We start from the raw sequence: 24,930 nt of genomic DNA on the forward strand, positions 1-24,930 counted from the left end.
GCCCGTCCACACGCGCCTTGCCTACCAGCGCCATCCGGACATGCCGCCGACACCCCGCCCCTGACGCCAGTTCCGTCCGACGCCCCCGCCCCGTCCGGTCTCCCGCCGGCTGGTGGGCGCGTCGGCGATTATCGACATATGGATGATGTACCGAATGACGTGGAGCTGCAGATTTGCGAGGTTCGCGGCTCTGGTGAGACCGGGGCGACTGTGACCGTATGAAACCTCCGCGGCCCGGTCTTCCGCGGCGCCCGATTTCACCGAGTCAGCGACTCGGCGGAACCCATCGATCTCAAGCTGACTCACATCCTCTGGTACCACCGAACGGTCGATGAAGTTTCATCTGGTCACACGGCCCTGGTCACACTTCGCGGGTCAGGCGCGATCACTCTTCGGTCCCCCGCCAGAACCTCCTGGCAGCGCATCGAGGGCCGCAACCCCGCGGAGGCGCGGTTGCGCGAATGACGTATCGCACGAGCAACGGCCACGCCGGCGGAGGCTAACCCGAAAATAACGCAGCCAACGAGTTGGTCGGGAGCCACGACTACATGCTGCCCGGCGTAGGGCTTCCCGCGTGCCCCGATGTCGCAGGCCGCTCTTGAGGTAATCGTGTGTACGGATCTGGCCGAGCTGCGGTCGTACCACCAGTCAATAGGTAGCCGCTGTCCGCTCGGACGGGCTTGAGGACGCCTCACCAACGGGCAAGACGCCCTCCGGACTCGGCCCGCTGGGGATAGCGGCCTTCAGTACGTCAGGGTGTTGCCGAACGGCCATGCGAACGGCCGGACGAGCGGCAGCCATCGCGTCAGCACCCCGACGGGCAGCTCCTGCAGCTCGCCGCCGACTTCGAGGAAGCCTCGGATAAGCCGGGCCTCGGACGGGGGGACCTGCTGCGCGGAGAGGAAGGCGCTCACGGTGGTGGGGTCGTCGGCCGCGATGAGGTCGAGCGCGACGGGCATCCGGTTGGGCAGCCCGAGCGCAAGCGCGACAACGGTGATGAGCTGAGCGGAGGCACCGGGCTCGGCCAGGAGCCTGCTATGCGATTCGTCCATCATCGTGCGGGCGCGGATCACGCGGTAAACGTTGAGGAAGCGTTTCGTCCGTCGCGGTGACGTGCCGACCAGTGGCGCGACCGCAGCGAGCAGGGCCAGCTCCGGGTCGTCGAGCACGAGCGCGTTGACGGCCGCCAGCTGCATGTCCGCGGGCCGGCTCACGGCCGGTCGGCCGGTGGAATCGGACCGCGCCGCGCCTGGCGCGGCCCGGGAGGGCTCGGCAGCGTCGGCGGCCGCCCGCTCTGCCGCGGGTTGGTCCGGCCCAGTCGTCTGGCTGGCGACGGCCGCGTTGATCAGCAACGCGGCGCACCGGTCGACGGTCATGTCGGGCAGGCCGTAGCCGAGCTGGAAGATCTTGTCGAGGTAGTCGGTGGCCGTCGTCGCGGTCGACGCGTCCTCGCCGGACTCCAGCAGCACCGAATGCTCCTCGCGCAGCGACCGGATGAGCCACCGCGCGTCGACGCCGACCACCACGACGAACAGGGGCAGGGCCAGCAGCAGGTGAACCGCCTCCAGGACCCTGACCACCATCGTCGGCGAGCACCGGTCGAGGTCGTCGATGTAGAGAATGATCCGGTCGACCGGCTTCGCATCGCCGGCGCTGTCGAGGGCGGTCGTGAAGTAGGAGTTCAGGTCCTCCAGGTCGCGGTGAGCCTGCGCCACGACGCCGAGGTACTGCCGGTAGTCGGCGCTGTTCACCCGCTCGGCCAGGTAGTGCTCCAGCAGCCGCGGCCCGTGGAGCTGGTCGAGCTCGGCGGTGGCCTCGGCGACGCGCGCCTGGGCCTCGGCCAGCTGGGCCAGGGCACCGTCGCGCTGGTCCTCGATCTCGCGGAGCTCCCGTTCGGCCGCCTCGCACTTGCTCTGGTGCTCGCGATCGAGCGCGGCGACACGTTCGTCGACCAGACGCTGCACCGCCTCGGCGGGCCGGAGCAGCCGGCGGGCGAGATCCGTCTGTCGCCGCAGCCAGGCCGCGCCTCCGGCGGCCAAGGCACCCAGCTCGGAAATCCGGAGGATGACGGGGGACAGCCACGTCGTACGGCCGTCGAGCAGCGCCGCGATGCCCAGGCCTGCCGCCCCGACGAGCGCGGCCGCGACCAGCCCCAGGAACAGCGGTGTCTGCCACCAACGTCCGGCGGTCGCGAGCGCCCAGCCGCGCCCGGCGAGCTGCCGCACCTCCGCAGCGGCGTCGGCGAGTTCGCGAGCACTGTCCCCGGCTTTCTGTAGTCCGAGCGTCTGTCTGGCCTCGTCGAACTGTCCGCGGACCTCGGTATCGAGCGTGAACGCCTTCCAGGAGTCCTTGAGGGTGGCCTGCTTCGCCTTGTTCCGGGCTTCTTGGTAATCGATCTTGATCTGCTGGAGCCGATCGGCCGCGACATCGGCGGTCGCCTGGGCCGCCTGTACTTTGGCCTGCGCTTCGGCCTTCGCCTCAGTCACCGCCGTGATCTTGGACATGGCGGCGTCGAGCCGTTTCTCGGCCGCCGGGCCGTCGCCGTGCAGGGATGAGAAGATCCGATGGATGAGGCTTGCCCACAGGTTTCCCTCGGCGTAGTGCCATGCGTTGAACCAGACACTCTCGACCTTGCGGCACAGCCCTGGCAGCTCATCGTCGGCCAGCGCCTTGACCTCGCGCTCAAGGGTGCGCATAAAGAATGTCTTGCCGCTGCCCCACTTGCCGTACACGCCGAAGGCCAGCGGCGGTTTCAGGCTCCGCGATGCCAGCAGCACCGCCACCGCGTCGGAGTCGGCCTTGATTCCGAGCATGTCGCGCGTGAGCCCATGCTCGCCGGCGAACCCCGGCACAATCCACCGCGGTGCGATGGCCGGCAGCTCAACAGCCCCGTCGTCGAACTGCTCGCCGACACCGCCGTCGGTCTGCTCCACCGCGGCGTTGCGGGCAATGGCGAGATCGCGAACGGTCCCCCTGTTGACCTGTTCGGGCTGTGGAAAGTCTTTGGCCTTCGCCGCCTGAACAAGCTCCTGATACAGCAGGTCCAGGGTTAGCAGCTGCGGACCGCCGGGGACACCGTCGGTCAAGAGCCGAAGCAGCTCACCGGTGAAGGCGGTGTGCCGGCTTCCCGGCTGGGCGATGGCCAGCCGGTTGCCACTGGTGGCGGTCAGCGTGTAGGTGCCTTCGATCGCGGTCAGTGCTCCCAGCGGAGCCTCGCTCGCCATCACCCCTTCGAGTGCCCGGCCGCTGTAGCAGGCATCGATGATGAGAACCTTGTTCGCGGCGGTCGAATCGAGCAGCGCCTCTCTGACGGCGTCGAACGCCAACGCGGTCACCCGCAGCTCCTCCGGGTCGACGTCCGGCAGCCCCAGATACAGTTCACCCCGGTGACCGAGCCAACCGTGCCCCGCGATGTACACCAGCAGCGTGTCCTCGGTGCTCCGAACCTGCCGGCGCAACGCCCGCTGCACGGTGAGTGCCGAGTCCGGATTCAGCAGCTGCACGCAGGTACGCTGATCGAAGCCGCCCGCATCGCCGGTGAGCGCATCCGCCAGATCGGCGACGTTGTTCGCGACCCCAGGCAGGTCGGGCAGGTGCTCGGACCGATACTGGGCCGAGCCGATGAGGAGCAGCGAGGACCGTGCTCGGTCGGGCAGACGCATCGACGCTCCGGCGGATCGATCGGCAGGATCCATCGAACGTAACCTGCCGATTGCGCACGATCGATCCACCACGCGGACCTCAGTTACGGCCCGTGTTGCCGGCGAGTACTACCGTTGTAGCGGGTTGGCGACCATCTGCCCGCGGCAGGCACTGATTGGGCCGGACTCCGCCAGAGCGGGCATATCGACCACCAGGTTTCTGGCGACCTCTCTACAAAATCCGGGGCGGTTCACCCGGGCGCGCGGACCCGGATCTGCGAGCCCAGCGTGAGCTGCGGAGGGAGGCCGCTGCGTCCGCACTCGCCGACGGAGCCGTAGTGGCGGATTCCGCCTGTGTACGTCTGGTGTACCTGGCTCTGTATTAAAACTCTCGTACACCGACACCAGCTGTTGGGCCTGCCCAACTCGCCGGGGCGGTCCCGCGCGGAGGCGCTCGCCATCGAAGGTGGCGTAGGCAACGTGGAGCATGCCCCTGGTGTGGTGCCAGGTTCAGTGGTGAATCGGATTGCTCCGGTGTCGTCGTGCCTGCCAGGATGCCCGCCATGTCGATCGCCGAGACCTCTGCTGAGGATGCTCTGGTCGCGTTGCACACGTCGTTGGATGAACGGCGTCGGCCGGAGGAGGTCGCGCATCTGGTGTTGCGGGTGGTGGGCGGCCAGTTGGGGCTTCGGGACCGGATGGCGTTGGGGCGGGCGGCTCGTGCGGCGTCGCGGTGGAACGGGTGGAGTTCGATGTCGGCGGACTTCGCGCGGTCGGTGGGAGGTGCCCGTCAGATCGACGCCGCGGCGCGGCTGTTCGAGCTGCCGCGGGACGGCATCGACCCGGACGATCCCGTTTCGCTGCTGGATTTCTCGGCCCGCCTGAGTGAATCGTTGGGTGCCGTCGATCCGGCCCGGCTGGATTTTCTGCGTGATCGGTTGAATCGGGAGGGCCGGGCCGCGGCCGGGATCGAGTTGTCGAAGCGGCAGTACAACCGGCGGTTCCGGGTGACGCAGCGGCTGTCGGCGAAGGCCGACAGGTTGGCGGTCGAGCAGACCAAGCGGCATTTGACGATGGTCGCGCGGGCCGGGTTCGCGGGGAGCATCGAGCGGGATGCGTTTGTGGCTGATCCGTGGGCGGGGTGCTTCGTGGCGTATCTGACAGCCAAGCGTAAGTTGCGGCGGGAGTTCACGCTGTCAGGGCGGGACAACCCGTACGACGGCATTGCCGACCTGCTGTTCAAGCACTGCACCGCCAGCCCGGCGACGGACTGGTGGATGATCGCCCAGGCCCATCCGACGCCGGCGGTGCTCGCCCGGCTGACCGACGCGCAGCGTGGTGAGCTGCTGGGCCGGTGGTGGGCGACGATGCGCCAGGTCGCGTTTTTGCTCAAGCGGGTGTGGGTGGCCAGCAAGTTCGATCGGGCCACCATGATCGTGAGGCGGGGTAACGACTCGTCGACGTGGAACCTGTTGTGCGGCGCGTACAACGCCGCGCGGGCGGCGTGGATCGCGACGCTGGACGCCTCCGGCAGCCTTGGGCTGCTGGAGGCGTCCTGCCCAGGCAAGGCGATGATGCTGATCGCGGCGGACCTGGCGGCGTGGCACCGGTCGACCGGCGGCGGCTTGCACCCCGACGTGGGCGTGTGGGCTCGGCTGCCGCTGCCGTGGGATGTGCTCGACGGCACCGCCGCCTGCACCCGTACGGATGTGGAGGCGGCATGCGCCGATGGTGGCGTCGACCCGGTCACGTCGGGTTGGACAGGGCTCAAGCCACTGTCAGCCGTCGGGGTGTTCCGGCCCACGCCCGAGTTGGTGCATGGGGTGTCGATCGCGGACCCGTTGTGGGCGTCGATGCTGCGTGCTGGCGGGGCGTTCTCCGGCAAGACGATCAAGGGTGGCTTGGAGCAGTCGCTGATCCCGGGTGACGTCGTGGTCAGCGAGCTGCCGGAACGGGGTGGACACGTCGAGCCGTGATCGGGCAGCATGATCGCGCCCGTCGTAGCTCAGTGGTAGAGCGCCCGGCTCTGGCCCGGGTGGACTCTGGTTCGAGCCCGGTCGGCGAGGCCTGTGGAGGTCCGTTGTAGCTCAGTGGTAGAGCACCCGGCTAGGGACCGGGAGGACGCCGGTTCGAGCCCGGTCAACGGATCTCCCGGCCTTACCATCTGGGGCGCTGGAGAGAAGCGTGGGAAATGCACGTCAACGGCGAGTCGAGGCGGCGGGCCCCTCGGCGAGTAGCCGGTGGATCTCCACCTGAGCGCACTACGCCTCTTCCTGACCGGCGACCTGGACCTGTGTCGATGCATACTGCCAGGCCCCATCCTGGACACAGACGTACCCCAGCCAGATGCGGGACCACGTTGCTCAGGCCGGGCAGACCGCTCGCACCTCAACCGACGACTACCTCCGGCATCGACTGGAGATCCAGGTCGTGCCCGAGCCATGACCTGGACCGGAGGACGAGACGATGACGGTTGACTGGAGCCGGCTCGGGCACGCATACGGCCGGGCGACCGACACCCCGGGGCACCTGGTCGCGCTGGAGTTCGGTGATGTCGAGGCCCGGGAGGCCGCGCTGGATCACCTTGACATGGCGGTGCTGCATCAGGGTTTCCCGGAGACCGCGACCGCGCCGGCAGTTCGGGCCGTGACCGCGCTGCTCGCCGAGAAGCGAGCCCACCCGGACGCCGTCGAATCGCTTCTAGAGTTCCTCGGCGACGCGGCTATGAGCGTGACCCACCTCGCCGACGATCGCGACTTCGCCAAGATACTGCCGGACCTCGCCGATGCCGTGGCGCAGGCGTACCCGGTAGTGCTTCCGCTGCTCGCGGCGTCCCCGCCAGATCGGGCGCTGTTCCGCGCGGAGAATCTCGTGGCGATCGCGCGGTTGCAGTCCCTGGCGGACCGGCAGGAGGAACTGGCGGCGCTCGTCCTCGAGTGGTCGGAACGCGGCGCCGGGCCGCAGGCAGAGTGGATGCACTGCCTCGGCCAACTCGGCGTTGACCTCCGCGACCGGCTCTCCGACCCGAACCCAGCGGTCCGGCTCCGGGCCGCGCTGGCTCACGAGGACGACCCACACGCCCGTGAGCTGATCCTGGCCGCGCTGGCTGAGCCACCACCTCCGGGGGTTCACCAGTTCGCTCTCGTAGGCGCGGCGATCCGCGTGGCCGCTGACTTCGACGAGATCGCCACGGCTGCCTGCCAGGCGGCCAGTCGGGACAGTTGGGCCGGCTTCGACGACAGCTGGGGCGCGTTGGTGCGGTTCGCGTTCCCCAAGCCGTACGCGACGCACCGGCCCCTTACTGAACCGCAACGCGCACTGGTTCGGGCGCTGGTAACAAACGATCAGCTCTGGGACCCCACGAACGGGAGCTGCCAGCTCATCTTCAAGCAGGCCGGATTACCGCCCAGCCGGAGTGCGTGCCGCCGGCTCACTGAATGAGCGCATTTCAAGATCAGACGTCCGCTTCTGACGCGAATCGCTCGCCACGTAGCGTCTCGTTCAGCTCGGGCGACCGGAGCACGGTCGTAGCCGGTGAGCGCGTGGCGACCGAGTGCTCGTACCGGGCGATGGGGTTGGTGGCTGCTAGCGTTCGGCGCCATGTGGACCGAGGAGATGGTGGCGGGGCGGCCGGCTTGGCGGCACGTCGCGTCCGGCGTGGTGTTTCGAAAGGTGCCGGGTGGGACCTTCCGGATGGGTCTGTCCGAGGCGGAACTGGCGGCGGTACGCGTCATCGAGCGCGGCGGCGGAGTCGAGGACACTGTTGAGCCGTTCTTCGCCGGCGCCGGTGACGCCCAGCCGGTCCGTGAGGTGCGGGTCGAGTCGTTCCTTATCGCTCGGCATCCGTTGACGGTCGCGCAGGTGCAGCACTGGTTGCCCGAGTACGAGGACGACTACGCCGACGCGGAATCCGGCACGGCCCGGCTTGAGGATGACCTGGATGACCTCCTCGATGCGCTGCCGTTCCGGCTGCCCAGCGAGGCGGAGTGGGAGTACGCAGCCCGAGCCGGCACCACCACCCTGACCTTCCGCGGCGACGGGAAACCCGGCGAAGACCAGGTGCTCGACGACTTCAGCGATGAACAGCGGACAGCCGCCACCGAGAACGCGTTCGGGCTGGCCGCGATGGGCTCGGCGAACGAGATCTGCGCCGACGTGTGGATTCCCGGGTTCGCCGACGCCCCGGCGGATGCCCGCCCACGCACCGGTGACGGTCCCAGAACGGTACGCGGCGGTGCCGCCGACGTCTACCCGTGGCAGGGGCTGCGACGAATGGCTGCTGCTACTCGCCGCCACCCGGTACGAGCACACCCAATTCACCGCGGTCCGCCCGGTCGCACCACTGCCACCTCGCCGTTAGCCCCAGCCGCCGGACAGGACAGATGCGCCACGGCGCGCGCGGATCAGCGCTCGCTACGAACGTCGTGCGTGCTGGGTCCTCCGGCTCACGGCTCTGCCGACGAGAGTCCGCAAGGGGACCGAGGGTCTGCGAGCCGGATTGTCAGTTCAAGACGTGTCGGAGACTGACGGTGGTAGTCCGTAGATGCCACCTTCAGTCACGGTGGCGTCGTCGATTGCGCTCGGGTCGGTGCTCCAGCGGCCGGCCATCGCCATCACATCGGACTCGGACGGCGTCGTTTCGTACCAGGCAGTCCACTCATCGTCCGACCAGCGTTCCCACCCGGGCTCCATTCCGCGCAGGCCGACGCCCAATTCAATCTCGTCGGCGGTCGGAGTACCGACGAACAGCGGCACCTCGCCTCGCTCGCCATTGTCGGCGCTTGGGTCAGCAGCCGGGGGGTCATCGTGTTTGGGATGATCTCGGCATGTCGCAGAGGTGGTCGACGCCTCGGGAGATCGAGGAAGCGCTGGTGCGATGTGAGCAGGATCGGGGCTGGGAGAGGCCGGTGCTGCATGGCATCGGCTTCATTCCTCGCGTCATCGAGCACGGCCTGGATGGGAAGATCGCCTCCGTCGCCATGGAGTGGGAGATCGGGTTCGTGCGGGTCAACGCGCGTGAGGATCTGCTATCGGCTGCAGTGCTGGCCACGGTCACGGGGTGGCGTGGTGGCAGCGGCTCGGTGCGGCTGGGGCAGGCGCAGCTTGCGGAGGCGATCGGGATGTTGGCGCCGGCCGAGGCATGCCGGGAGGTCGAGCATCCGAACCTGCGGATCTGGCGTGAGATCCAGGGCTGGGAGTGGGAAGAGGATCCGCTGATCGTGGTCTTCGACGCCGACCCGGATGCACCGAGCGACGATCCCTATGTGATCGCGTTGCGGGAGGTGGTCCTGTCGGGCCGGCAGTCGGTGCCCTCCGGCGAGGTCCGAGTGTGGCCCCCACCAGGCGCTGTCGGGCATCGTCTGCAGGAGGTCTGGGAGACCCGTTGGCCGCAGGTCGCACCCATCAGTCATCACCTCAGGCGGCTGGATGACCGCTGGGTGCGATTGCATAGCCTGCCTGATTCAAAGCGCTACGCCGACAGCGAGTCCGAGTACGGCACCATCCTGCACCGGCACAACACCATTCTCGATGAACTTCGCGGCGATACCACGGAGCTGCTCGTGATCACGCTGGAAGTAGCGTTCACGCCAGTGCCCCGTCGTCGAACGCCGATCCTGCAGGATCTGCTACCGGACGGTGAATGCTGGTCGGTGCTGTCCTGGCCAGACCTCGATCCCGAACTTGCCTTCGCCCACACCTACGTCAGCCACATCGCCTGGAAGCCCGGTCGCCTCGATCGACTGCTTCGTGAAGTCGCTGACGACCGGATCACCAATGTGATCATCGCACCACCTGATCTGGCCTGGCTCTACGCGCCCTACGACGGTGGCGCGGACGTGCTGCTGGCGAACACCGCGCAGCGCGATGCCCTACGTGACCGTCATCGCCAATGGCTGTCAAGCCATCCCGCCGGACTCTGATCCCAGCAGCCGCCCGGCCCCGCATCGGACGTACTGTCATGTCGCGAAGGCGCTCGTCACTGGAGGCGGCTGGTGGGCGTCGGCCGCTGGTTCCACGTCCATGAACACGTGATTGATCAGCCCATCCAGCAAGAGCCAGTGGATCAGGTGTCCCGCGACGCCTCAGACGGGTCGGGCCGGGGCATCAGGACGACCACCGCGGTTTCGGATGACCGCCGCGCTGCGTAGCCATCGAGGTTCTTGTCGATCTCACGCCAGCGGGCCCACAGCCGTGACCGTTCGTCGCCGGTCGCAGCACGCCCGCGCACCGGCCGCGGCCCGTCGACCAGGTCAACGGTCGCGTCCGGGTGCGCCTGCAGATTGAGCCACCAGGCCGGCTCGGGCTCTCCCCAGCCGTTCATGGCCAGCGAGACCAGATTCCCGTCGTCCTCGAAGTACCCGAGGATCACGCTGCGCTGCTGGCCGGTGCGACGCCCGACGGTGGTCAGGCGCAGCATTCCGTACCGGTTGCCGCGCGGACGCGACAGTCCGACCCGGCCGCCGGATCGCCGGAACACGCCCCGGTGAGCCGACCAGAACAGCCGAATGAACCAACGGGGCGGCAACCACGGCTTCTTCGCAGGGCGCGAGGACTCGGTCACTCCTTCATCGTATGGGCCGCTGTCACGCACGAACGGCAACCGGCGGCAGGCCGGTAGCGCCGAACGCTCTGACGACAGCCGGCCTGCCCACCCGATCGAGTCAACGTCCGCTCATGGCCGCGATCCGAGCGCATCGACTCGGGTCTACTTGGTAGCCCAGCGTGAGCTGCGGAGGGAGGCCGCTGCGTCCGCAGTCGCCGACGGAGCCGAAGTGGCGGACATCCCGCCCTGTGTACGTCGGGCGTACCTGGCTCCGCACGGGAACGCGGACACCGACACCAGCTGTTGGTGCCGCGCAACGTGCCGGAGGCCGGCGAGCTACGTCGACCGTTTGTCCGTTCTTGGTGATGCGGGGTGGAGCAGGCGGCGGGCCAGTCGGTGGGTGTCCTCGGACGGTTCTTCGTCGATCGTGTGGAGCGCCTGAGTGAGTGCGGTGAGTCGCGTTCGCACGGCTGCGGTGTCGCCGGTCTGGCTGTGGGCGGTCATCGCGAGGCGGGCGATCTCCTCGTTGATGGGGTCGATAGTGCATGCCGCGTCGAGGAGGTTGCGGGCGCGGTCGGGATCTGTGTCGGCGACCAGGACGGCGAGGCGGGCGTGGATGTTGACGCCGACTTGTCGGCAGGTGTGTTCCGGGCCGTCGGACCATTCGTAGTCGTGGTGGAGCAGGCCACCCCAGTTGCTGACGGCTTCCTCGAGTGCTTCGCGCTGGGCTTGTCGGTCGGTGGTGCGTCCGGCGCGGCTGGTGGCGTCGAGGACTCGCCACCAGTCGATGTCCAGGAGGTTGGGGTCGAGGTAGTAGCGGCCGCCGGGGTTGACCACCGGTTTGAAGGTGTGGGTGTCGTCGCCTGGGTTGAGTCCGGCGGCGGTGGTGAGCCGGTTGCGGAGGTTGGCGACGTTGGTGGAGAGGCGGTCGCGAGCGCGGCGGGGTGTGGCCTCCGGGGTCATGGCGACTTCGATGTCGGTGATGTCGGCGCCGTCGCGGTGGACCGCGAGGTAGGTGAGCAGTTCGTAGCTGGCCCGTCGGACGCCCGTTACCGGGGTTCCGTCGGCGCCGATGATCGCGGGGCTGCCGAGGATCCGGACGCGGACCTTCGGCTGTATACGGTTCGCCGCTGGTTCTGGCGGCTCAGGGCTGTCGGTTGGCGGCTGGCGGGCAATGTCCGCCTGGTTGGTGTCGGTTTCAGCGGTGACGGGCGCTGCGAGGTCGGTGGCGGCTCCCGGTTCCGCCGCAGGGGCGGTCTGCTCGTGTTGCGGATCCGACGGGGGCGGTGGGTTGGCGCGGTCGCCGGTGTGTGCCTCTGTGAGGACGGTGAGCAGTTGCAGGGTGGTGTCGCTGTCCAGGACGGCCAGTTTTGGTCCGGGTTGGGTGTCGTTGTCTGTGGTGGTGCCGTCCGCGGCGACGGTCAGGGTGGTGCCGCGGGGCCAGTCGCCGGCGATGAGGGCGGTGATGCCGAGGGGGTGGCCGAGGTGCAGGGCGGTGCAGAGCCGGGCTCGGATCGCGGTGTCCGGCACATCGGTGATCAGGATGATCGGTGGGAGCGGTTCGTGGTGCGGGTCGGCTTGGTGGAGGTCGTCGAGGTTGGTGACGTCGGCGTCGGTGACGGCGCGGGTGCGGTGGATGATCTGGGCTTCGATGTGGGCGAGAGCGTCGTCCAGGCCGGCGGTGACGTGGAGTCGGGGGATGACGCCGACGAGGTCGGTGATGGCGTTGCCGCCGAGCAGGTCGGCCAGCGCGGTGGCGGGGATGACGATGTGGCCGCGGGCGTCGGGGTCGTCGGGGCTGCCGGAGGACAGGGTGGCGACGAGCATTGCGCGGATCGCGTCGGGTCCGCCTGCTCCGGTGAGTCCGAGTTCGTCGGCGGGATGCTCTGGCAGGCCGGCGAGTTGCGGGCCGGACGGGCCGGTCGGGGTTGGTGCCGGTGGTGTGCCTTCGGCGATGTCGCGGACGGTGGGCTGCGGGGCGGGTGGGGTGACCAGGTCGGGTGCCTGCTCGCGGGCGGCTCGGCGCAGCCGGCTGATGACGGCGGGCAGCGGTTGCAGGGTCGGGTCGTTGGCCGGGTTGGGATCGGTGATGGGGTTGTAGCGGGTGCGGCGTCGTAGCCAGACCATCGATGCGGCGGCGGCCAGCGCCGCTGCCAGTCCGATGGGTACCCAACCTCCGGGAAGGCTGACCCCGCCGGTGTCGTCGTGTGGCCGGTTGTCGGCCGTTGGGGATGCGGTCGGTGTGGTGCTGCTCGGGGCCGGGGAGGTCGTCGGGGAGGTCGCAGCGGCAGACGGCGTGGTGTCCGGGGGACGTTCGACCACGGAGTCGGGGTCGGGGGTGGCCGGCGTCGATGGCGCTGCCGTCGACTGCGGGGCGGGTGGCGCCGTGTCTGGTGTGGCGGTGGAGGCGGGTGGTGGGGTCGCTGAAGGTGGCTGGTTCGGTGTGCGTGGCGGGGTGGGTGCTGGCGGGGTTCGCGGTTGCGCGGTGGTCGGTGGTGTGGCGTCGTCGGGTAGGTGCAGGGTCCAGCCGGGGTAGATGAGGTTGGGGTTGGTGAGCGTGCCACCGACATCGCGGAAGTGGGTGCCTCGGTTGAGGGCGAAGATTTCGGGCCACCGGTTGGGGTCGCCGAGCCACTCTTTGGCGATCTTTGAGAGGCTGTCTCCGCGCTCCACTATGCAGGTGTAGGTCTGCCCGGACGCTGCTCTGTCCCGGTGGCTGTCCGTCGGCCGCGTCGCCGCCGGTGCTCCGCTCGCCGCGTGGACAGCGTTGGCGGAGATGGACGTGCCGCGTCGAGCAGCGTTCTCCTGACCAGTGTTGTCACCGGCGCCGTGGCCGGTGTTCGCTGGTGATGTCCCGCCTGCGCCGAGGCGGTCCGAGGTGGACAGCTCGGCGTCGGACCGCGGGGCGAGGGAGTCCTCACCTGGCGGGCTGTCGGGCGTCGTGTCGGTCGTGGTGGTGGTGTGCGCGGCGGCGGGTAGCGCGGTGGAGGTGACGGCGGTGGCGCCGAGGAGCGCGGCCGCGAGGCCCTGCATCGGTCCCGGCATGCGCAGCGCGATCCGCCATCGCAGCCGAGCCGTGAGGGCCGTGTGTACGCGGCGGGCGATGGCGGTGGCGAGCATGGCCCAGAGCAGCCAGGCGCTGGTCTGCAGCATTGTGGTGAGGAACCCGGTGGTCAGGGGCTGGTACAGCCACGCCCGCAGCTGGCTGTCAGATGGCATCGTGGGCGTCGGCCAGCCTGCCAGATACAGCAGCACCAGTGGCGCCGCCGCGAGCACGACCGCGGCGACCCCCGCTGTCGAGACCGGTGGTTTCACGCTGCCCTCCCCTTGCGTCGTTCATCCGTGGCGACCGATGCGGTCGTGACACCGAACGTAGGAGAAAGGCGGGCGGTTGAGGCCGGCTGCGGGTCTAACAGCACCTAACACCGTCTAACAGAACCTTACAACCGCAGGTCAGACCCGGTGCCGCCCATATGGGCCTCGCCGCTGAGGGCCGGTCGCGGTTGCTGACACCAGGCCCGAGCACCGTGATGCGGCGACCACGCCGGCAGCCGCCCCATCTGCTTTCACCGCGCCCGGTCGATCGGTTGAGGCCCGGCCAGGTGCCATTCGGGACGGTACTGCGGTGCGGGACCGAGCTGGCGGTCAGGTGCCGCCGCGTATGAGCGCGCCCTCGGCAGTGAGACCGGCGGTGGCGAGTCGCCGCGTGTACCGGTCGGTCAGGTCGGCGGCGGCGATGTGCTCACCCAGGCTGGTCAGGATGCTAGCGGCGCGGTGGTGCAGGTCGGCGTTGTACGGGTCGACGCGGATGCCGTCCTGTAGGTAGGCCAGTGCCTGGCGGGGATCAGGTGCGGCGGCGGCGAGGGCGGCATAGGCGTAGAGGACATGACGGCGAGTGGATTCGCGGTGCGGATCGAGCCATGCCCAGGCGTGTCCGGCGGCGAGGTCGCCGGCGTAGGCGTCGACGACGGCCTGCCAGGCCGTGGAGGGGTCGGCGAGGATGGCCGCGGCGCGGTCGACCGCACGGTGGAAGTACCACAGGTCGACGTCGACGTGGTCAGGGTGCAGACGGTAGCGGTCGCCCGTGCGGTCGATGATGGGCAGGCCGGCGGTGCGCGCGGCGGTGCGGAGTTCGCTCAGGGTGGTGTAGAGGCGTCCGGTGAGCCGCTGGCCGGGTAGTCCTGGCCAGAGGGCTTCGGCCATGAGATGACTGTCGACCCCGTCGGGGTGCACGGCGAGGAAGACCAGAGCCTGCCGGGCGGCGGTACGCCGCACCGTCAGGGCCGCGCCGTCAACGAGCAGTGCCGGTTCACCCAGAACTCGCACCAGCACCCGCTTGTCGGGACGGATGGTGTCGTGGTGTGGGGCTGTGGGCCGCGGCACCCGCACCTGCGGCTGGGGCTGGGGCTGTGTGGGAGTGTCGGGTGCCGGTGGCTGGAGGTGGCCGGTGACGGTGAGCAGGTCCGTGGTGGCGACGGTATCGAGCACACATACCCGTGGGCCGGCGTTTGCCGTGTCGGAGGTGCGGGTGTGGCCGCCTGCCTCGACGTACCACGTCGTCGCGTGCGGCCATGCCGTCAGCACCACCATTGTCGCCCCGCTGTTGGCGAGGCTGCTCCGGGGCGGTTCGTCGAGGATCAACACCCGCCGGCCACCTTCGGCGCCGTGTGACAGGGACGGCCTGGCGTCGGCCGGCAGGGCCGTGGCGTGCGCGGCGGTGTCGACGATCCGCAGCCCTGCCCCGGGCCGCAGGTGTGGGGCGGCCGGTCCGAGCAGTATGTCCACGGCGCGGCGGGTGATCACCAGCTCCACCGTGTTCTGCCGCAGTGTGGCCAGGAGTGCGGTGATCAGCAGTCCGCGGGCGGCGTCCAGCGCTCCCGGACCGGTCAGCCCAACTCCGGTGGGTGGGAATCCGATCGGCGGTAGCCCTGCGGCCGGGGCGGACACCGGTGGTGGGGGTCGGCTGCCGGTGGCGGCCTGGATGGCGGCGACGGTGGACGGGAGCGGGGCCAGGTCCTGCGCGTCCTGGCTGTGGCGGTGTGGGCGGGTGGGGCGGTAGGCGCGGCGGCGTCGCAGCCACACCAGCCCGGCCGCGGCGGTCACCTGCTCGGCGACCTCGTAGGGCAGCCATCCGCCGGACAGGGCGACCCCGTCGGCGGTGTCAGCCTGTTCGACGATGTCGTGGTCGGTGCCAGTGGTGGTGGTTGTCCCCGGGTGGCTGGCGTCGGGGGTGGGGGCGGTCGGGGTGGCGATGGTCAGGGCGGCGGCGCCGGCCATGCCGGTGGCGGTGGCCTGCCACGGGGTGGGCAGCGGTAGGCGGCGCAGCCACCGCACGCCGGCCCACACACGGGTCGCGGTCGCGGCCGTGACGAAGTAGGCGACGAAGGCCCACAGCAGCCAGGCCAGCCCCACCAGCAGCAGAATCAGGTTCTGCTCGGTCAACGGGTCACGGACCCACTGCCACAACGCCACCTGCGGCGAGTCGATCGACGGCCAACCCACCAGCCGTACCAGCAGGATCGGCGGACCCACCAGCAGGACGGCGGTCAGCAGCAGCGACGCGACGTGCCGCGGCCACCGCATTCTCTCCTCACCCCCTCCCGGCTGCGCGTCACGAACGTGGTGGGCCGGGTGGGACAAGGTTGCCTCGGGGCTGGCTAGGCGCCGTGTAAAGGATTCGGGTCCACAGGCGAGCCAGCCACCACGCCGTGACAGCGACGACGTAGAGGCCGGCCACCGTCCCGGTGTTGTACCGGCCGACCAGGGTCGCGGTGAGGATCGCGAACGGAACACCCATCACCAGCCGCAACCACCACCCGGACACCAACGCGGTGATCACCCCCACCCCGATCAGCAGACCACCGAGGCGACTCCCGAGCCCCAGCCACACCTCCATGCCGGGCGAATAGGTCGCGGGCAGCGACCACTGAACCAGGACCATCCCCACCGTGGCCGTCAGCGTCGACGAGACGGGAAACGCGAGGAACTCCGACCAGCCGCCTCGCGGGGTACGCCACTGACGGAACGCGATCAGCGCAAGGACCATCGCGACCAGCAGGATCGGCGCGACCGGCAGCAGGGTCCAGCGCAGGAACGCCCCCAGTTCGGTGCCGATGTACTGCGAACCCACCACCGCGTACATGCCGACGACGGCGACCCCGAGCCACGCGGAGGTAAGGATGCCGGTGGCGACCTGCGCGGCCGGTGACAGCGGCACCCCGCTGTCGGTACGCGAGGCCAGCGACGAACCGAGGACGGTGCCGGCGGCGAGGCAGGCGATCACGGCGAACACCGAGGCCATCGCCACCTCACCCCAGTTCATGAACGCCCACTCCCGAATGAGCCCGGAATGCCACGTCGCCGTGAACAGCGCGTGTGACACCAGCGCCAGCGACGCGAACCCCGGCACCCCGATCGCCACCGCCCGCCACACCGACGGCACCGGCTCCCCCACCGGTGCCGTCTGCTCCGTAGTGAGGCCGCCGGCGTCGGCCGCGCCGCGGGCCGCCGCCACCAGCGGATCCGGCACCAGCAGCGGCCGCAACCCGGTCTCCGCAGTCATCACGTCGGCGACCAGCGGCATCTGCGCCGTACCTCCGACGCACCACAGGGCGGTGACGGTGGTCGGGTCGACTTCGGCGGCGTCGACCGCGTCGCGCACCAGGCCCGCCGCCCGCGTCAGGACCGGGCGGGCGGCCTGCTCTACCGCCGTGTGGTTGAGTACCACCGCCGGCCCTGAGGAAACCGGCACGGCCACCGCCGCATGCCCTGCCAGGGCGTGTTTCGCTGTGCGGAGGCTCGCCGTCAGCGCCCACCCGTCCGCCGCCGGCGCCCCGCCGTCGGGGAGCAGGGTGGCGGTCAGCGCGGCGTCGATGGCGTCACCGGCGGCGTCGGGGTCGGCGAGGGTCGACAGGACCTCGAACCCGGTCGGGCCGCGCCGCAGCACACTCACCTCGACGCCGGCGCCCAGGTCACACACCACGACCACCGAGCCCACCGGCAGTTGCACACCCGAGGCGAGGGCGTCCGAGGCCACCGCCACCGGCGCCTCCACCAGGCGCGGCTGCGCGAGACCGGCGCGGTGGGCGGCCTGCCGCAGCCACGTCCGCCTGCGCGGCCCCCACCCCGCCGGCACCACCAGCCGTACGTCCTCCACCGGCCCGCCGACCATCCGATGGGCCTCGTCGACGACGCGCCGCAGCGTCGCCGCCACCAGATCCGCCGGCGCGACCTGCACGTCGGCGACACTCACCTGCTCGTCGGCGGGGCGCCGGGGACGAGGTATGAACCGCTGCGGATCGACGGTGGCCGCCTGCCACGCCCGCTGCCCCGTCACCACCGACCCATCACCAGCCACCAGCACCGCGCTGGGCAGCCCCGGTTCGCCGTCGAACAGCAGCGGCGACCACGACCCGTCAGGCCAGGCCAGGACCGCGGTCGTCGTGGCGCTTCCACAATCGATCGCCAGCCGCGCCTGCCCCGCTCGCATACCCGACAGTCAAACATGAGGATCACATTCACGTCATGCCGTAACTACAGTCAGCAGTGGTCGGGCTGGTCTCCCGGGTCTGTGGATCTAAAGGTGTTTCCGGCCTGACCTGCCGGGCGTTGTGCCTGGTGAGGAGGGTGCCGTGATGACCGCGACACTGAACGACCAGACCGGACGGAAGAAGCGGCCCGAGCCGTCGGCGGAGGCGAAAGCCGCCGCTGAGCTGGTTCGGGCCGCGAAGGAGCAGGGCTTGTCGTTGACGGGTCCGGACGGGCTGTTGAAGCAGTTGACCAAGACGGTCCTGGAGACCGCGTTGAACGAGGAGATGACGGAGCATCTCGGTTATGCCAAACACGAACCCGACGGCGCCGGCTCGGGCAACATCCGCAACGGCACTCGGTCGAAGACGGTGTTGACCGACGCGTCGGGACCGGTGCAGATCGACGTGCCGCGGGACCGGGCGGGCACGTTCACCCCGCAGATCGTGCGCAAGCGGCAGCGTCGCCTGTCGGGCGTCGATGAGGTGGTGTTGTCGTTGTATGCCAAGGGTTTGACCACCGGGGAGATCTCGGCGCACTTCACCGAGATTTACGGGGCTTCGGTGTCCAAGGAGACGATCTCGCGGATCACCGACAAGGTGATCGAGGAGATGACCGACTGGTCCCACCGGCCCCTGGACGAGATCTACGCGGCGGTGTTCATCGACGCCATCGTGGTGAAGGTGCGGGATGGGCAGGTGGCGAACAGGCCGTTCTATGCCGCGATCGGGGTCACCCTCGACGGGGACAAGGACATCCTCGGGTTGTGGGCCGGCTCGGGTGGTGAGGGCGCGAAGTTCTGGATGAGCGTGCTCACCGACCTGCGCAACCGGGGCGTGAAGGACGTGTTCTTCCTGGTCTGCGACGGGTTGAAGGGCCTGCCCGATGTCGTCACGAACGTGTGGCCGCAGACGATCGTGCAGACGTGCGTGATCCACCTGATCCGCAACACCTTCCGGCTCACCTCGCGGCGCTACTGGGATGAGCTGAAGCGCGATATCAAGCCGATCTACACCGCCGTCAACGCCACCGCCGCGAGGGCCGCGTTCGACGACCTGGCCGAGAAATGGGGCGGCCGGTATCCGGCGGTGATCCGGCTGTGGGACAACGCGTGGGCGGAGTTCATCCCGTTCCTCGACTACGACCTGGAGATCCGCACCGTCATCTGCTCGACCAACGCGATCGAATCGTTGAACGCCCGCTACCGGCGGGCGGTCAAGGCCCGCGGCCACTTCCCCAACGAGCAGGCCGCGTTGAAGTGTCTGTACCTGGTGACCCGATCCCTGGACCCCACCGGGGCAGGCAGAACCCGATGGACGATGCGCTGGAAACCCGCCCTGAACGCCTTCGCCATCACCTTCAGCGACCGCTTCCCAGCCGCTGAAACCTACTAACCAAGATCGCCGGAAACACCCTTAGCGAGACAGGCCCGGTCTCCCCCGGGGCTGGACGGGCCGGTGGATTCTGGGGCGTCGCCGGGATGAGCTGCGCATCGACGTGATGGGTGCGTGCGGTCGCCGGCGCGCCGTGTACGGCGTTGCTTTGCGAGCACGGGCGCAGGGCGAGGTGCCGAGCACCGGCGGGACGGATTGTTCAGCTCGTCGTCATCGCGGCCGAGATGTGGTGGCGAAGCTTTCGGGCGGCGGGGTCGTCGAATGGGCGCAGCAGGTGGTGCGCGTCGTTCCAGGACTCGATGGCCTCTGGTGTACGGCCGGCGGCGTGGAGAGCGTCGCCGAGGTGGGTCAACGCGATCGCCTGCAGCCAGGGGTCGGCGAGTTCACGCTGCATCGTTGCCGCGTGGAGGTGAAACTCGGCGGCTTCGGCGTACCGGCCGAGTTGGTGGTAGGCCAGTCCGGTGGCGTCGAGTGCGGTGGCTTCGCGACCCCGGTTGCCGAGGCGGCGTTGGAGGACGGTGGCGCGCTGGTAGGCGGCGAGGGCTTCGTCTGGTTCGTGGAGGTCCTGGTGGATCCTGCCCAGCTCGATGTAGGCGGCGGCGGTGATGACGGGGTCGTCGGTGTCGGAGGCGACGGTCAATGTGTGCTGCGCGACGGTGCGGGCCTCGTCGAGACGGCCGAGGTGGCGCAGGATGTCGCATTGTTTGACGAGGACGTCTATTTCCGATGCGCGGTTGCCGAGTTGCCGCATTGTCTCGGCTGCGGTCTGGCTGTGCTGCAGGGCTTCGGCCGGTTGGTCGAGTTCGAGCAGGGCCCAGCCGATCAGGTGGGTTGCGAAGGCTTCCTGATGGCGGTCGCGGAGTTGCCGGGCGATGGTGAGGGCTCGGTGGAGCAGTTCGAGGGCTTCGTCGAGGCGGCGCAGGCGTAGGCAGGCCAGGCCGGCGCCGCACAGGGTTTCGGCTTCGTCGGCCGGGTCTGCGGTGTGCTCGTGCAGGGCGATGGCCTGCCGGAGGTGCTCGAGGCCTTCGTGGTGGCGGTTGGCCTGGGTGTATGCCTTGCCGAGGCTGTGGAGAAGGAGCGCTTCGGCTCGTCGGTCGTTGATGGCGCGGGCGGAGGCGAGTCCGATCTCGGTGGTGGTGAACCATTCGTGGAAGGGATGGCGGAAGTTGTAGATGTGGTGCAGGAGGGCGGGTAGCTGCCATGCGTGCTGGTGCAGGCCGGCGGTGTGGGCGGCGCGGGTAGCGGCGACGAGGTTGCTCCGTTCTGCCTCGTACCAGGTGAGGGCGTCTTCGTGGGTGGTGAACGATGCCGCAGTCACGCCATCGGGTAGTGCTTCCAGCTCGAAGCGTCGGCGGCCGTAATCGCTGGCGGCGATGGCGTTGTCGGCGCTGTGTAGATACCAGGAGATGACTCGCAGCAGTGCCCTGGTGCGGGATTCGACGGGTTCGTCGTGCTGCACCTGGTCTGCGGCGTAGGCGCGCAGCAGGTCGTGGAACTGGTACCGGTCGCGGGCTTGTTGCTCGATCAGGTGGGCGCCGACGAGGACGTCGAGGATGCTGCGGGTGCGGTTGGGGCTCTGCGCCGCCAGGGCTGCGGCGGCGTTGGTGCAGAAGTCGGCGCCCGGGTGCAGGCCGAGCAGGCGGAACAGGCCTGCGGCGTCAGCGGGCAGTGCCTGGTAGGACCAGGCGAATACGCTGCGGACTCGGCTGGTTTCGTCGTCGTCGCCGGTGGCGAGCAGTTCCCAGAGGCCGGATTCGTCGCGGAGGTCTTGGATCAGGTCGCTGAGGGTGTGCTGGGGATAGCGGGAGGCGCGTTCGGCGGCGATGCGCAGGGCCAGTGGGAGCCGGGCGCAGAGTCGGGCAAGTTCGGTGAGCTCCTGCGGGTCGTCGCCGCGGCGGTAGCCGTCGGTGGTGATTTGCAGCAGTGTCACGGCGTCGGGGTCGGCGAGGACATCGAGGGTGAGGCGGCGTGCGCCGTCGCGGGCGACGAGTGCGGACAGTCTGCTGCGGCTGGTGATGAGGGTCAGACATTCGCCGGTGCCCGGCAGGAGGGGCCGTAGGTCGGTCACGGTCGCGGCGTTGTCCAAGACGATGAGGACGCGGCGTTCTGCCAGCAGGGAGCGGTAGAGGTCGGTGCGGGTGTCGGTGTCGGCGGGAATGTCGTCGTGGGGTACACCGAGCGCGCGGAGGAACCGTTCGAGGATGTCGTGTGGCCGTGCGGGTTGGCCGGGGTCGTAACCGCGCAGGTTGGCGTAGAGCTGACCGTGGGGGAACTGGTCGCGGACCTGGTGTGCCCAGTGCAGGGCGAGGGAGGTCTTACCAACGCCGGCGGTGCCGGCGATGACGACGATGGCGCTGGGTGTGCGTGCGTCAGTGGTGGCGGCCAACGCGGCGGTGAGGTTCTGCAGGTCGTCGGTGCGGTTGACGAAGTCGGGTACGCCGGGTGGGAGCAGGCGTGGGGTGGGTCCTGCGGATTGTGCGCTGTGGAAGTGGACTCCGCCGCTGACGTGGCGGGCCTGCACGACGTCGCGGGCGGCGCCGTAGAGCACTGATCGGGTCTGCTCGGATGGCTCGGGTGGTGTGTCGTGCACGCGATGTCCTCCCTATGCGCTTCAGGTTCGTGGCTGCGCGGGGTGGATGTGCACGAGACCGTCGGAGACCGCGACGATCCAACCGTGGTGCAGTTTCGCGGCGAGGCGGCCGGGTGGGTACTGATGCTGGCAGCGTGATGCGGTCAGGCTGCGTACCTGCAGGGGCGGCGCGTCGGCCGGATACAGCACGAAGCCGAGGTGACCGAATCGCGCCTGCAGACGCTGGGCGTCGGCGACGGTGGCGGTGGCGGCGTGCAGGGTGCGTTCAGCCTCGGGTGGTTCGGGCCAGTACGATCCGGCGCCTTGGTCACGCTTGTGTTGGAAGTAGTGATCGATGTCGTCGATGAGGCGTTGTAGGGCGCGGGGCGCGTACGCCCAAAGTTTGAGGAACGTCTCGTCGAAACCGTCGTCGTTGTCGCGGTCGAAGGGCTCTTGGAGCAGGATGGGCCCTTGGTCGAGATCGGGGGTCATCTCGTGAATGGTGATCCCGTTGAGGTCAGGGTGTTCGAATGTGAGGTAGGCCAGCGGGTTGGGGCCGCGGCCGTAGGGCAACAGCGTTGGATGGACATTGACCGCATAGCTGACATCAAGGCGTTCGACCGGAATGCGGTACATGTACGCCGCACAGACCAGCAGGTCAACGTTCAGGGTGTTGAAGGCGTCGATCTGCTCGGTCGACCACCGTCCACTCCGGACGGGCGTGTTCTGGGCGGCAGCGATTGCGCGGACATTGTCGGTGGGTTGGCCGCCGGGGCCGTCGCTGAAAATCACGACGAGATCGAGGTCGGCACGCTGCGCCAATAGCTCCAGGCAGGATGAGAAGAAGTCATGGCCAGCGTAGGCCACACGCATGCGCGTCATGGCATGTCCGATCGATCAGAGGTCGACACCTGTGGTCGTCAAACTTAACGCTTTACCTACAGCCGATGCACGTGTGCTGGCAGAAGTGGTGGCACTGGTTTGGTTGTCGCATGTGAAGCCAAATGAGTCTCGCGCAGGTACGGCGGCTGAAGACTCTCGCCGGCGGCGAGTTGCGCCGGTGGTCGGTGTTGCCGCAGGTCAGGGCCTTACTTGATCGACCAACATGAGCACCCTGAGCCTTGACTACGTAGCGTGATGTACCGGATACTGGCAATCTCGCACACGGTTGAAGGCAACGACGAGCGCAGCAGGGGCGATTGATGAAGCTAAGGCTGTTGTATGGCGAGTCGTCCAGCAGTTGTCCCACCATCTACATTGCTGAAGACGGCGATATCGTGGTTCAGGGCCTCCGGTTGGACGATGCCACCGAGGGTGAGTTGACGAACGTCCTACCAGGAGAAACGGCCGTGAAGATCTCACCTGATCTCCTCCTGGGCGCTACAGCGGCGTATCAGCAGCGCAGCAACCACCAAACATAGGTCACCGCGATCGACGTACCGCGGTATCAATGTCGATTGGTCCGTGTCGTTACCCTTATGGACGGGTACATCTAGGCACACCCCTGCGGTCGGTCTGGATGGGACGAGGTTCGCCGGCAGCGGAGGAGCCGGATCAGGTCGCGCGCTGGATGATTGAGCGCCAGGATCGGCAGCGAGGCGAGTTGTGCGCTCCCCGGTCACGCCCCAGGGACTCAGCCCGAGGACTGCCCAGCCATTACTGGCCCACTATTCGCGTCACCGAACATGCTGGTCAGGTGAACGTTATCGGCCCGTGAAAGTCTCGGCCTTGGATGGCAGTACCTGAGACTGTGCCACTGATGAGGTTGTTCACCTGCGAGAAGTTCGGCGTAACCGGGGCCAGCAGCTTCGTCAGGTCGGCGGCGAACTCGTCGTCAGCTTCGGCGCGGCGGCGCAGCACCGCAGCCAATCGGGCGGCAGCCTCCGAGTCCGCCGGCGCCGCCTCGAGCTCGTCCAGTTCCTGTTCCCCCGTCGGCAGGGCTGACAAATCCCCGCTGTCGGTAGAGCGACGCCGGCTGCGCACCAACGATGTAAGAGCCGCCCAGGCCTGCCGACCCATCTCACCACCTGCACCGCTCGCCAGCGCCGCTAGGACAGTAGCTGACACGAGGTCCATCTCCACCTCCACAGCCGAGACCGATCCGTGGCGACAGCAGCGCATCAATCGACAGCTTGTGATGTCCGTGCCCGTTCCATAGTAGAGCTCCACACGCAGGTACGGCAGGAAGGTCACCGCCGGATGCCTAGCTACTTCGACCTGGAAAACCCCGGTTGAGGGCGGCGATTCGCGGCGGGGTCACATCCGGGTGCGGGTTAGGTACCGGTCGCGGTGGTCATCCGGCGGCGGGGATGCTGATCATCACTAGATTGTGGGCAGAATGAGCCGTGTCCGCACCAGGTGCGGGTGCGGTCGAGGCCGTCGACGTGGCTGCGTGCCCAGCCGTACCGGTGCTTGAGGTGGCTGATGCGTCCCTCACTACCGGTGCGCCATTTGACAAGTCGCCGGAAGCTGGGTGTGTGTTCCTGCCGTTGCCGGGCGACGGATGGTTTTCCCTTGCGAGGTATGGCGATGGTTTTCACGTCGAGATCGTGCAGGGCCTGGTCGACGGCGGCCTCGCCGTAGCCGCGGCCGGCAGTCCCCTGCCCCGGAAACTCCGAGTTCGGTGAGCAGGCCCATCCTCCGGGGCGTGACACGTTCGGCGGCTCAGCACATCGTCCAGTCCTCGACGGTCAGCACCAGTTTCTCTGCACGGGCGGTCGAGATGTGGTGTTGCTTGGCGATCTTCGCCAGTACCGTTGCCTCGCTGACGTCGACGTTGTCCTCGGTTGCCTGGTTGAACTCTGTGTTGAGCACGTATGCCTGCTCCGTCGGGACTGTGCAATCGTTGGGCTGCGCCAGCTTGTCTCGCACGACGGTCTGATGGAGCCGGTAGCCACGCCAGGATGAGGCATCTCCCTTGGCAGCATCCGACCAGCGTCCCGCCGGTGCCCACTCGTAGACCGCGTAGCTCGGTACGACCTCACGCCGGTCGTAGGTGACCACGATCGACAGCGCCTGCCATCCCTGACCGCGATGGCTCTCCACAATCCGCGCCACGACGTCGCTGACCTCGGCGCCGGTGACCGGATAGACGCGTAGTTCCACCCGAACAGCGAGCCGACGAGCCCCAGAGCCGGCGCTGACGTCCTTCCGTTCGAAAATCTCGTGGGCAGGTGCGGGCTGTTCAGGGCCGACGTCGCGCGTCGCCCCTGACGAGGGCGTGGTGACCGTGGCGGTTGGAGGGGCAGGCGCAGC

Annotated in this window: 15 protein-coding genes and 1 tRNA gene; 6 read left to right on the top strand and 10 right to left on the bottom strand. The window is 68.8% G+C overall.

Annotated features, from left to right (window positions below; translation table 11 throughout):
• Positions 1 to 743 precede the first annotated feature (743 nt).
• Positions 744 to 3,662, bottom strand: coding sequence for a caspase, EACC1-associated type (locus ACN26Z_RS21055; RefSeq protein WP_421463049.1), 2,919 nt, complete (start codon positions 3,660 to 3,662; stop codon positions 744 to 746).
• A 542-nt stretch (positions 3,663 to 4,204) separates the two neighbouring features.
• Between ACN26Z_RS21055 and ACN26Z_RS21060 the strand changes: the two genes are divergently transcribed.
• From ACN26Z_RS21060 to ACN26Z_RS21075, 4 genes are all read left to right on the top strand, one after another.
• On the top strand, positions 4,205 to 5,617 hold the full coding sequence (locus tag ACN26Z_RS21060; protein ID WP_421463050.1) for a hypothetical protein: 1,413 nt from the start codon (positions 4,205 to 4,207) through the stop codon (positions 5,615 to 5,617).
• Positions 5,618 to 5,717: 100 nt separating this feature from the next.
• Positions 5,718 to 5,789: transfer RNA gene (locus tag ACN26Z_RS21065), tRNA-Pro, on the top strand.
• Positions 5,790 to 6,107: 318 nt separating this feature from the next.
• Positions 6,108 to 7,082 carry a hypothetical protein gene (locus ACN26Z_RS21070; protein WP_421463052.1) on the top strand — a complete coding sequence of 325 codons (975 nt, stop codon included), beginning with the start codon at positions 6,108 to 6,110 and terminating at the stop codon, positions 7,080 to 7,082.
• Between the two features lie 159 nt (positions 7,083 to 7,241).
• Positions 7,242 to 8,168 (top strand): formylglycine-generating enzyme family protein, encoded by a 927-nt coding sequence (locus ACN26Z_RS21075; protein ID WP_421463053.1) that lies wholly within the window; start codon positions 7,242 to 7,244, stop codon positions 8,166 to 8,168.
• Here ACN26Z_RS21075 and ACN26Z_RS21080 read toward each other — a convergent pair.
• Positions 8,148 to 8,396, bottom strand: coding sequence for a hypothetical protein (locus ACN26Z_RS21080; RefSeq protein ID WP_421463055.1), 249 nt, complete (start codon positions 8,394 to 8,396; stop codon positions 8,148 to 8,150). The genes ACN26Z_RS21075 and ACN26Z_RS21080 overlap by 21 nt on opposite strands.
• A 152-nt stretch (positions 8,397 to 8,548) precedes the next feature.
• Between ACN26Z_RS21080 and ACN26Z_RS21085 the strand changes: the two genes are divergently transcribed.
• Positions 8,549 to 9,562, top strand: coding sequence for a DUF3885 domain-containing protein (locus tag ACN26Z_RS21085; RefSeq protein ID WP_421463057.1), 1,014 nt, complete (start codon positions 8,549 to 8,551; stop codon positions 9,560 to 9,562).
• A 143-nt stretch (positions 9,563 to 9,705) separates the two neighbouring features.
• Here ACN26Z_RS21085 and ACN26Z_RS21090 read toward each other — a convergent pair whose 3' ends face one another.
• The 4 genes from ACN26Z_RS21090 to ACN26Z_RS21105 all read right to left on the bottom strand — a co-directional run bounded on the left by ACN26Z_RS21090 (position 9,706) and on the right by ACN26Z_RS21105 (position 17,674).
• On the bottom strand, positions 9,706 to 10,203 hold the full coding sequence (locus ACN26Z_RS21090; RefSeq protein ID WP_421463059.1) for a nitroreductase/quinone reductase family protein: 498 nt from the start codon (positions 10,201 to 10,203) through the stop codon (positions 9,706 to 9,708).
• A 318-nt stretch (positions 10,204 to 10,521) separates the two neighbouring features.
• The gene (locus ACN26Z_RS21095) at positions 10,522 to 13,500 is read right to left on the bottom strand and encodes a BTAD domain-containing putative transcriptional regulator (protein ID WP_421463060.1); all 2,979 of its coding nucleotides are present in this window, start codon (positions 13,498 to 13,500) and stop codon (positions 10,522 to 10,524) included.
• 330 nt (positions 13,501 to 13,830) lie between these two features.
• Positions 13,831 to 15,768 (bottom strand): AfsR/SARP family transcriptional regulator, encoded by a 1,938-nt coding sequence (locus ACN26Z_RS21100; RefSeq protein WP_421463061.1) that lies wholly within the window; start codon positions 15,766 to 15,768, stop codon positions 13,831 to 13,833.
• 28 nt (positions 15,769 to 15,796) lie between these two features.
• On the bottom strand, positions 15,797 to 17,674 hold the full coding sequence (locus ACN26Z_RS21105; protein WP_421463063.1) for an Hsp70 family protein: 1,878 nt from the start codon (positions 17,672 to 17,674) through the stop codon (positions 15,797 to 15,799).
• 145 nt (positions 17,675 to 17,819) lie between these two features.
• Here ACN26Z_RS21105 and ACN26Z_RS21110 point away from each other — a divergent pair, with 145 nt between their 5' ends.
• The gene (locus tag ACN26Z_RS21110) at positions 17,820 to 19,106 is read left to right on the top strand and encodes an IS256 family transposase (RefSeq protein WP_421460383.1); all 1,287 of its coding nucleotides are present in this window, start codon (positions 17,820 to 17,822) and stop codon (positions 19,104 to 19,106) included.
• A gap of 199 nt (positions 19,107 to 19,305) precedes the next feature.
• Here the strand turns inward: ACN26Z_RS21110 and ACN26Z_RS21115 are convergent, their stop codons facing one another.
• The 4 genes from ACN26Z_RS21115 to ACN26Z_RS21130 all read right to left on the bottom strand — a co-directional run bounded on the left by ACN26Z_RS21115 (position 19,306) and on the right by ACN26Z_RS21130 (position 24,780).
• Positions 19,306 to 21,696, bottom strand: a complete 2,391-nt coding sequence (locus ACN26Z_RS21115; protein WP_421463065.1) for an ATP-binding protein — start codon at positions 21,694 to 21,696, stop codon at positions 19,306 to 19,308.
• A 21-nt stretch (positions 21,697 to 21,717) separates the two neighbouring features.
• Positions 21,718 to 22,557 (bottom strand): formyltransferase family protein, encoded by an 840-nt coding sequence (locus ACN26Z_RS21120; protein ID WP_421463068.1) that lies wholly within the window; start codon positions 22,555 to 22,557, stop codon positions 21,718 to 21,720.
• An 810-nt stretch (positions 22,558 to 23,367) separates the two neighbouring features.
• On the bottom strand, positions 23,368 to 23,868 hold the full coding sequence (locus ACN26Z_RS21125; protein ID WP_421463070.1) for a hypothetical protein: 501 nt from the start codon (positions 23,866 to 23,868) through the stop codon (positions 23,368 to 23,370).
• A gap of 471 nt (positions 23,869 to 24,339) precedes the next feature.
• Positions 24,340 to 24,780, bottom strand: coding sequence for a hypothetical protein (locus ACN26Z_RS21130; RefSeq protein WP_421463072.1), 441 nt, complete (start codon positions 24,778 to 24,780; stop codon positions 24,340 to 24,342).
• Positions 24,781 to 24,930: the final 150 nt, after the last annotated feature.

It is taken from the genome of Verrucosispora sp. WMMD703 (assembly GCF_049178935.1).
GTDB lineage: Bacteria > Actinomycetota > Actinomycetes > Mycobacteriales > Micromonosporaceae > Micromonospora > Micromonospora sediminimaris.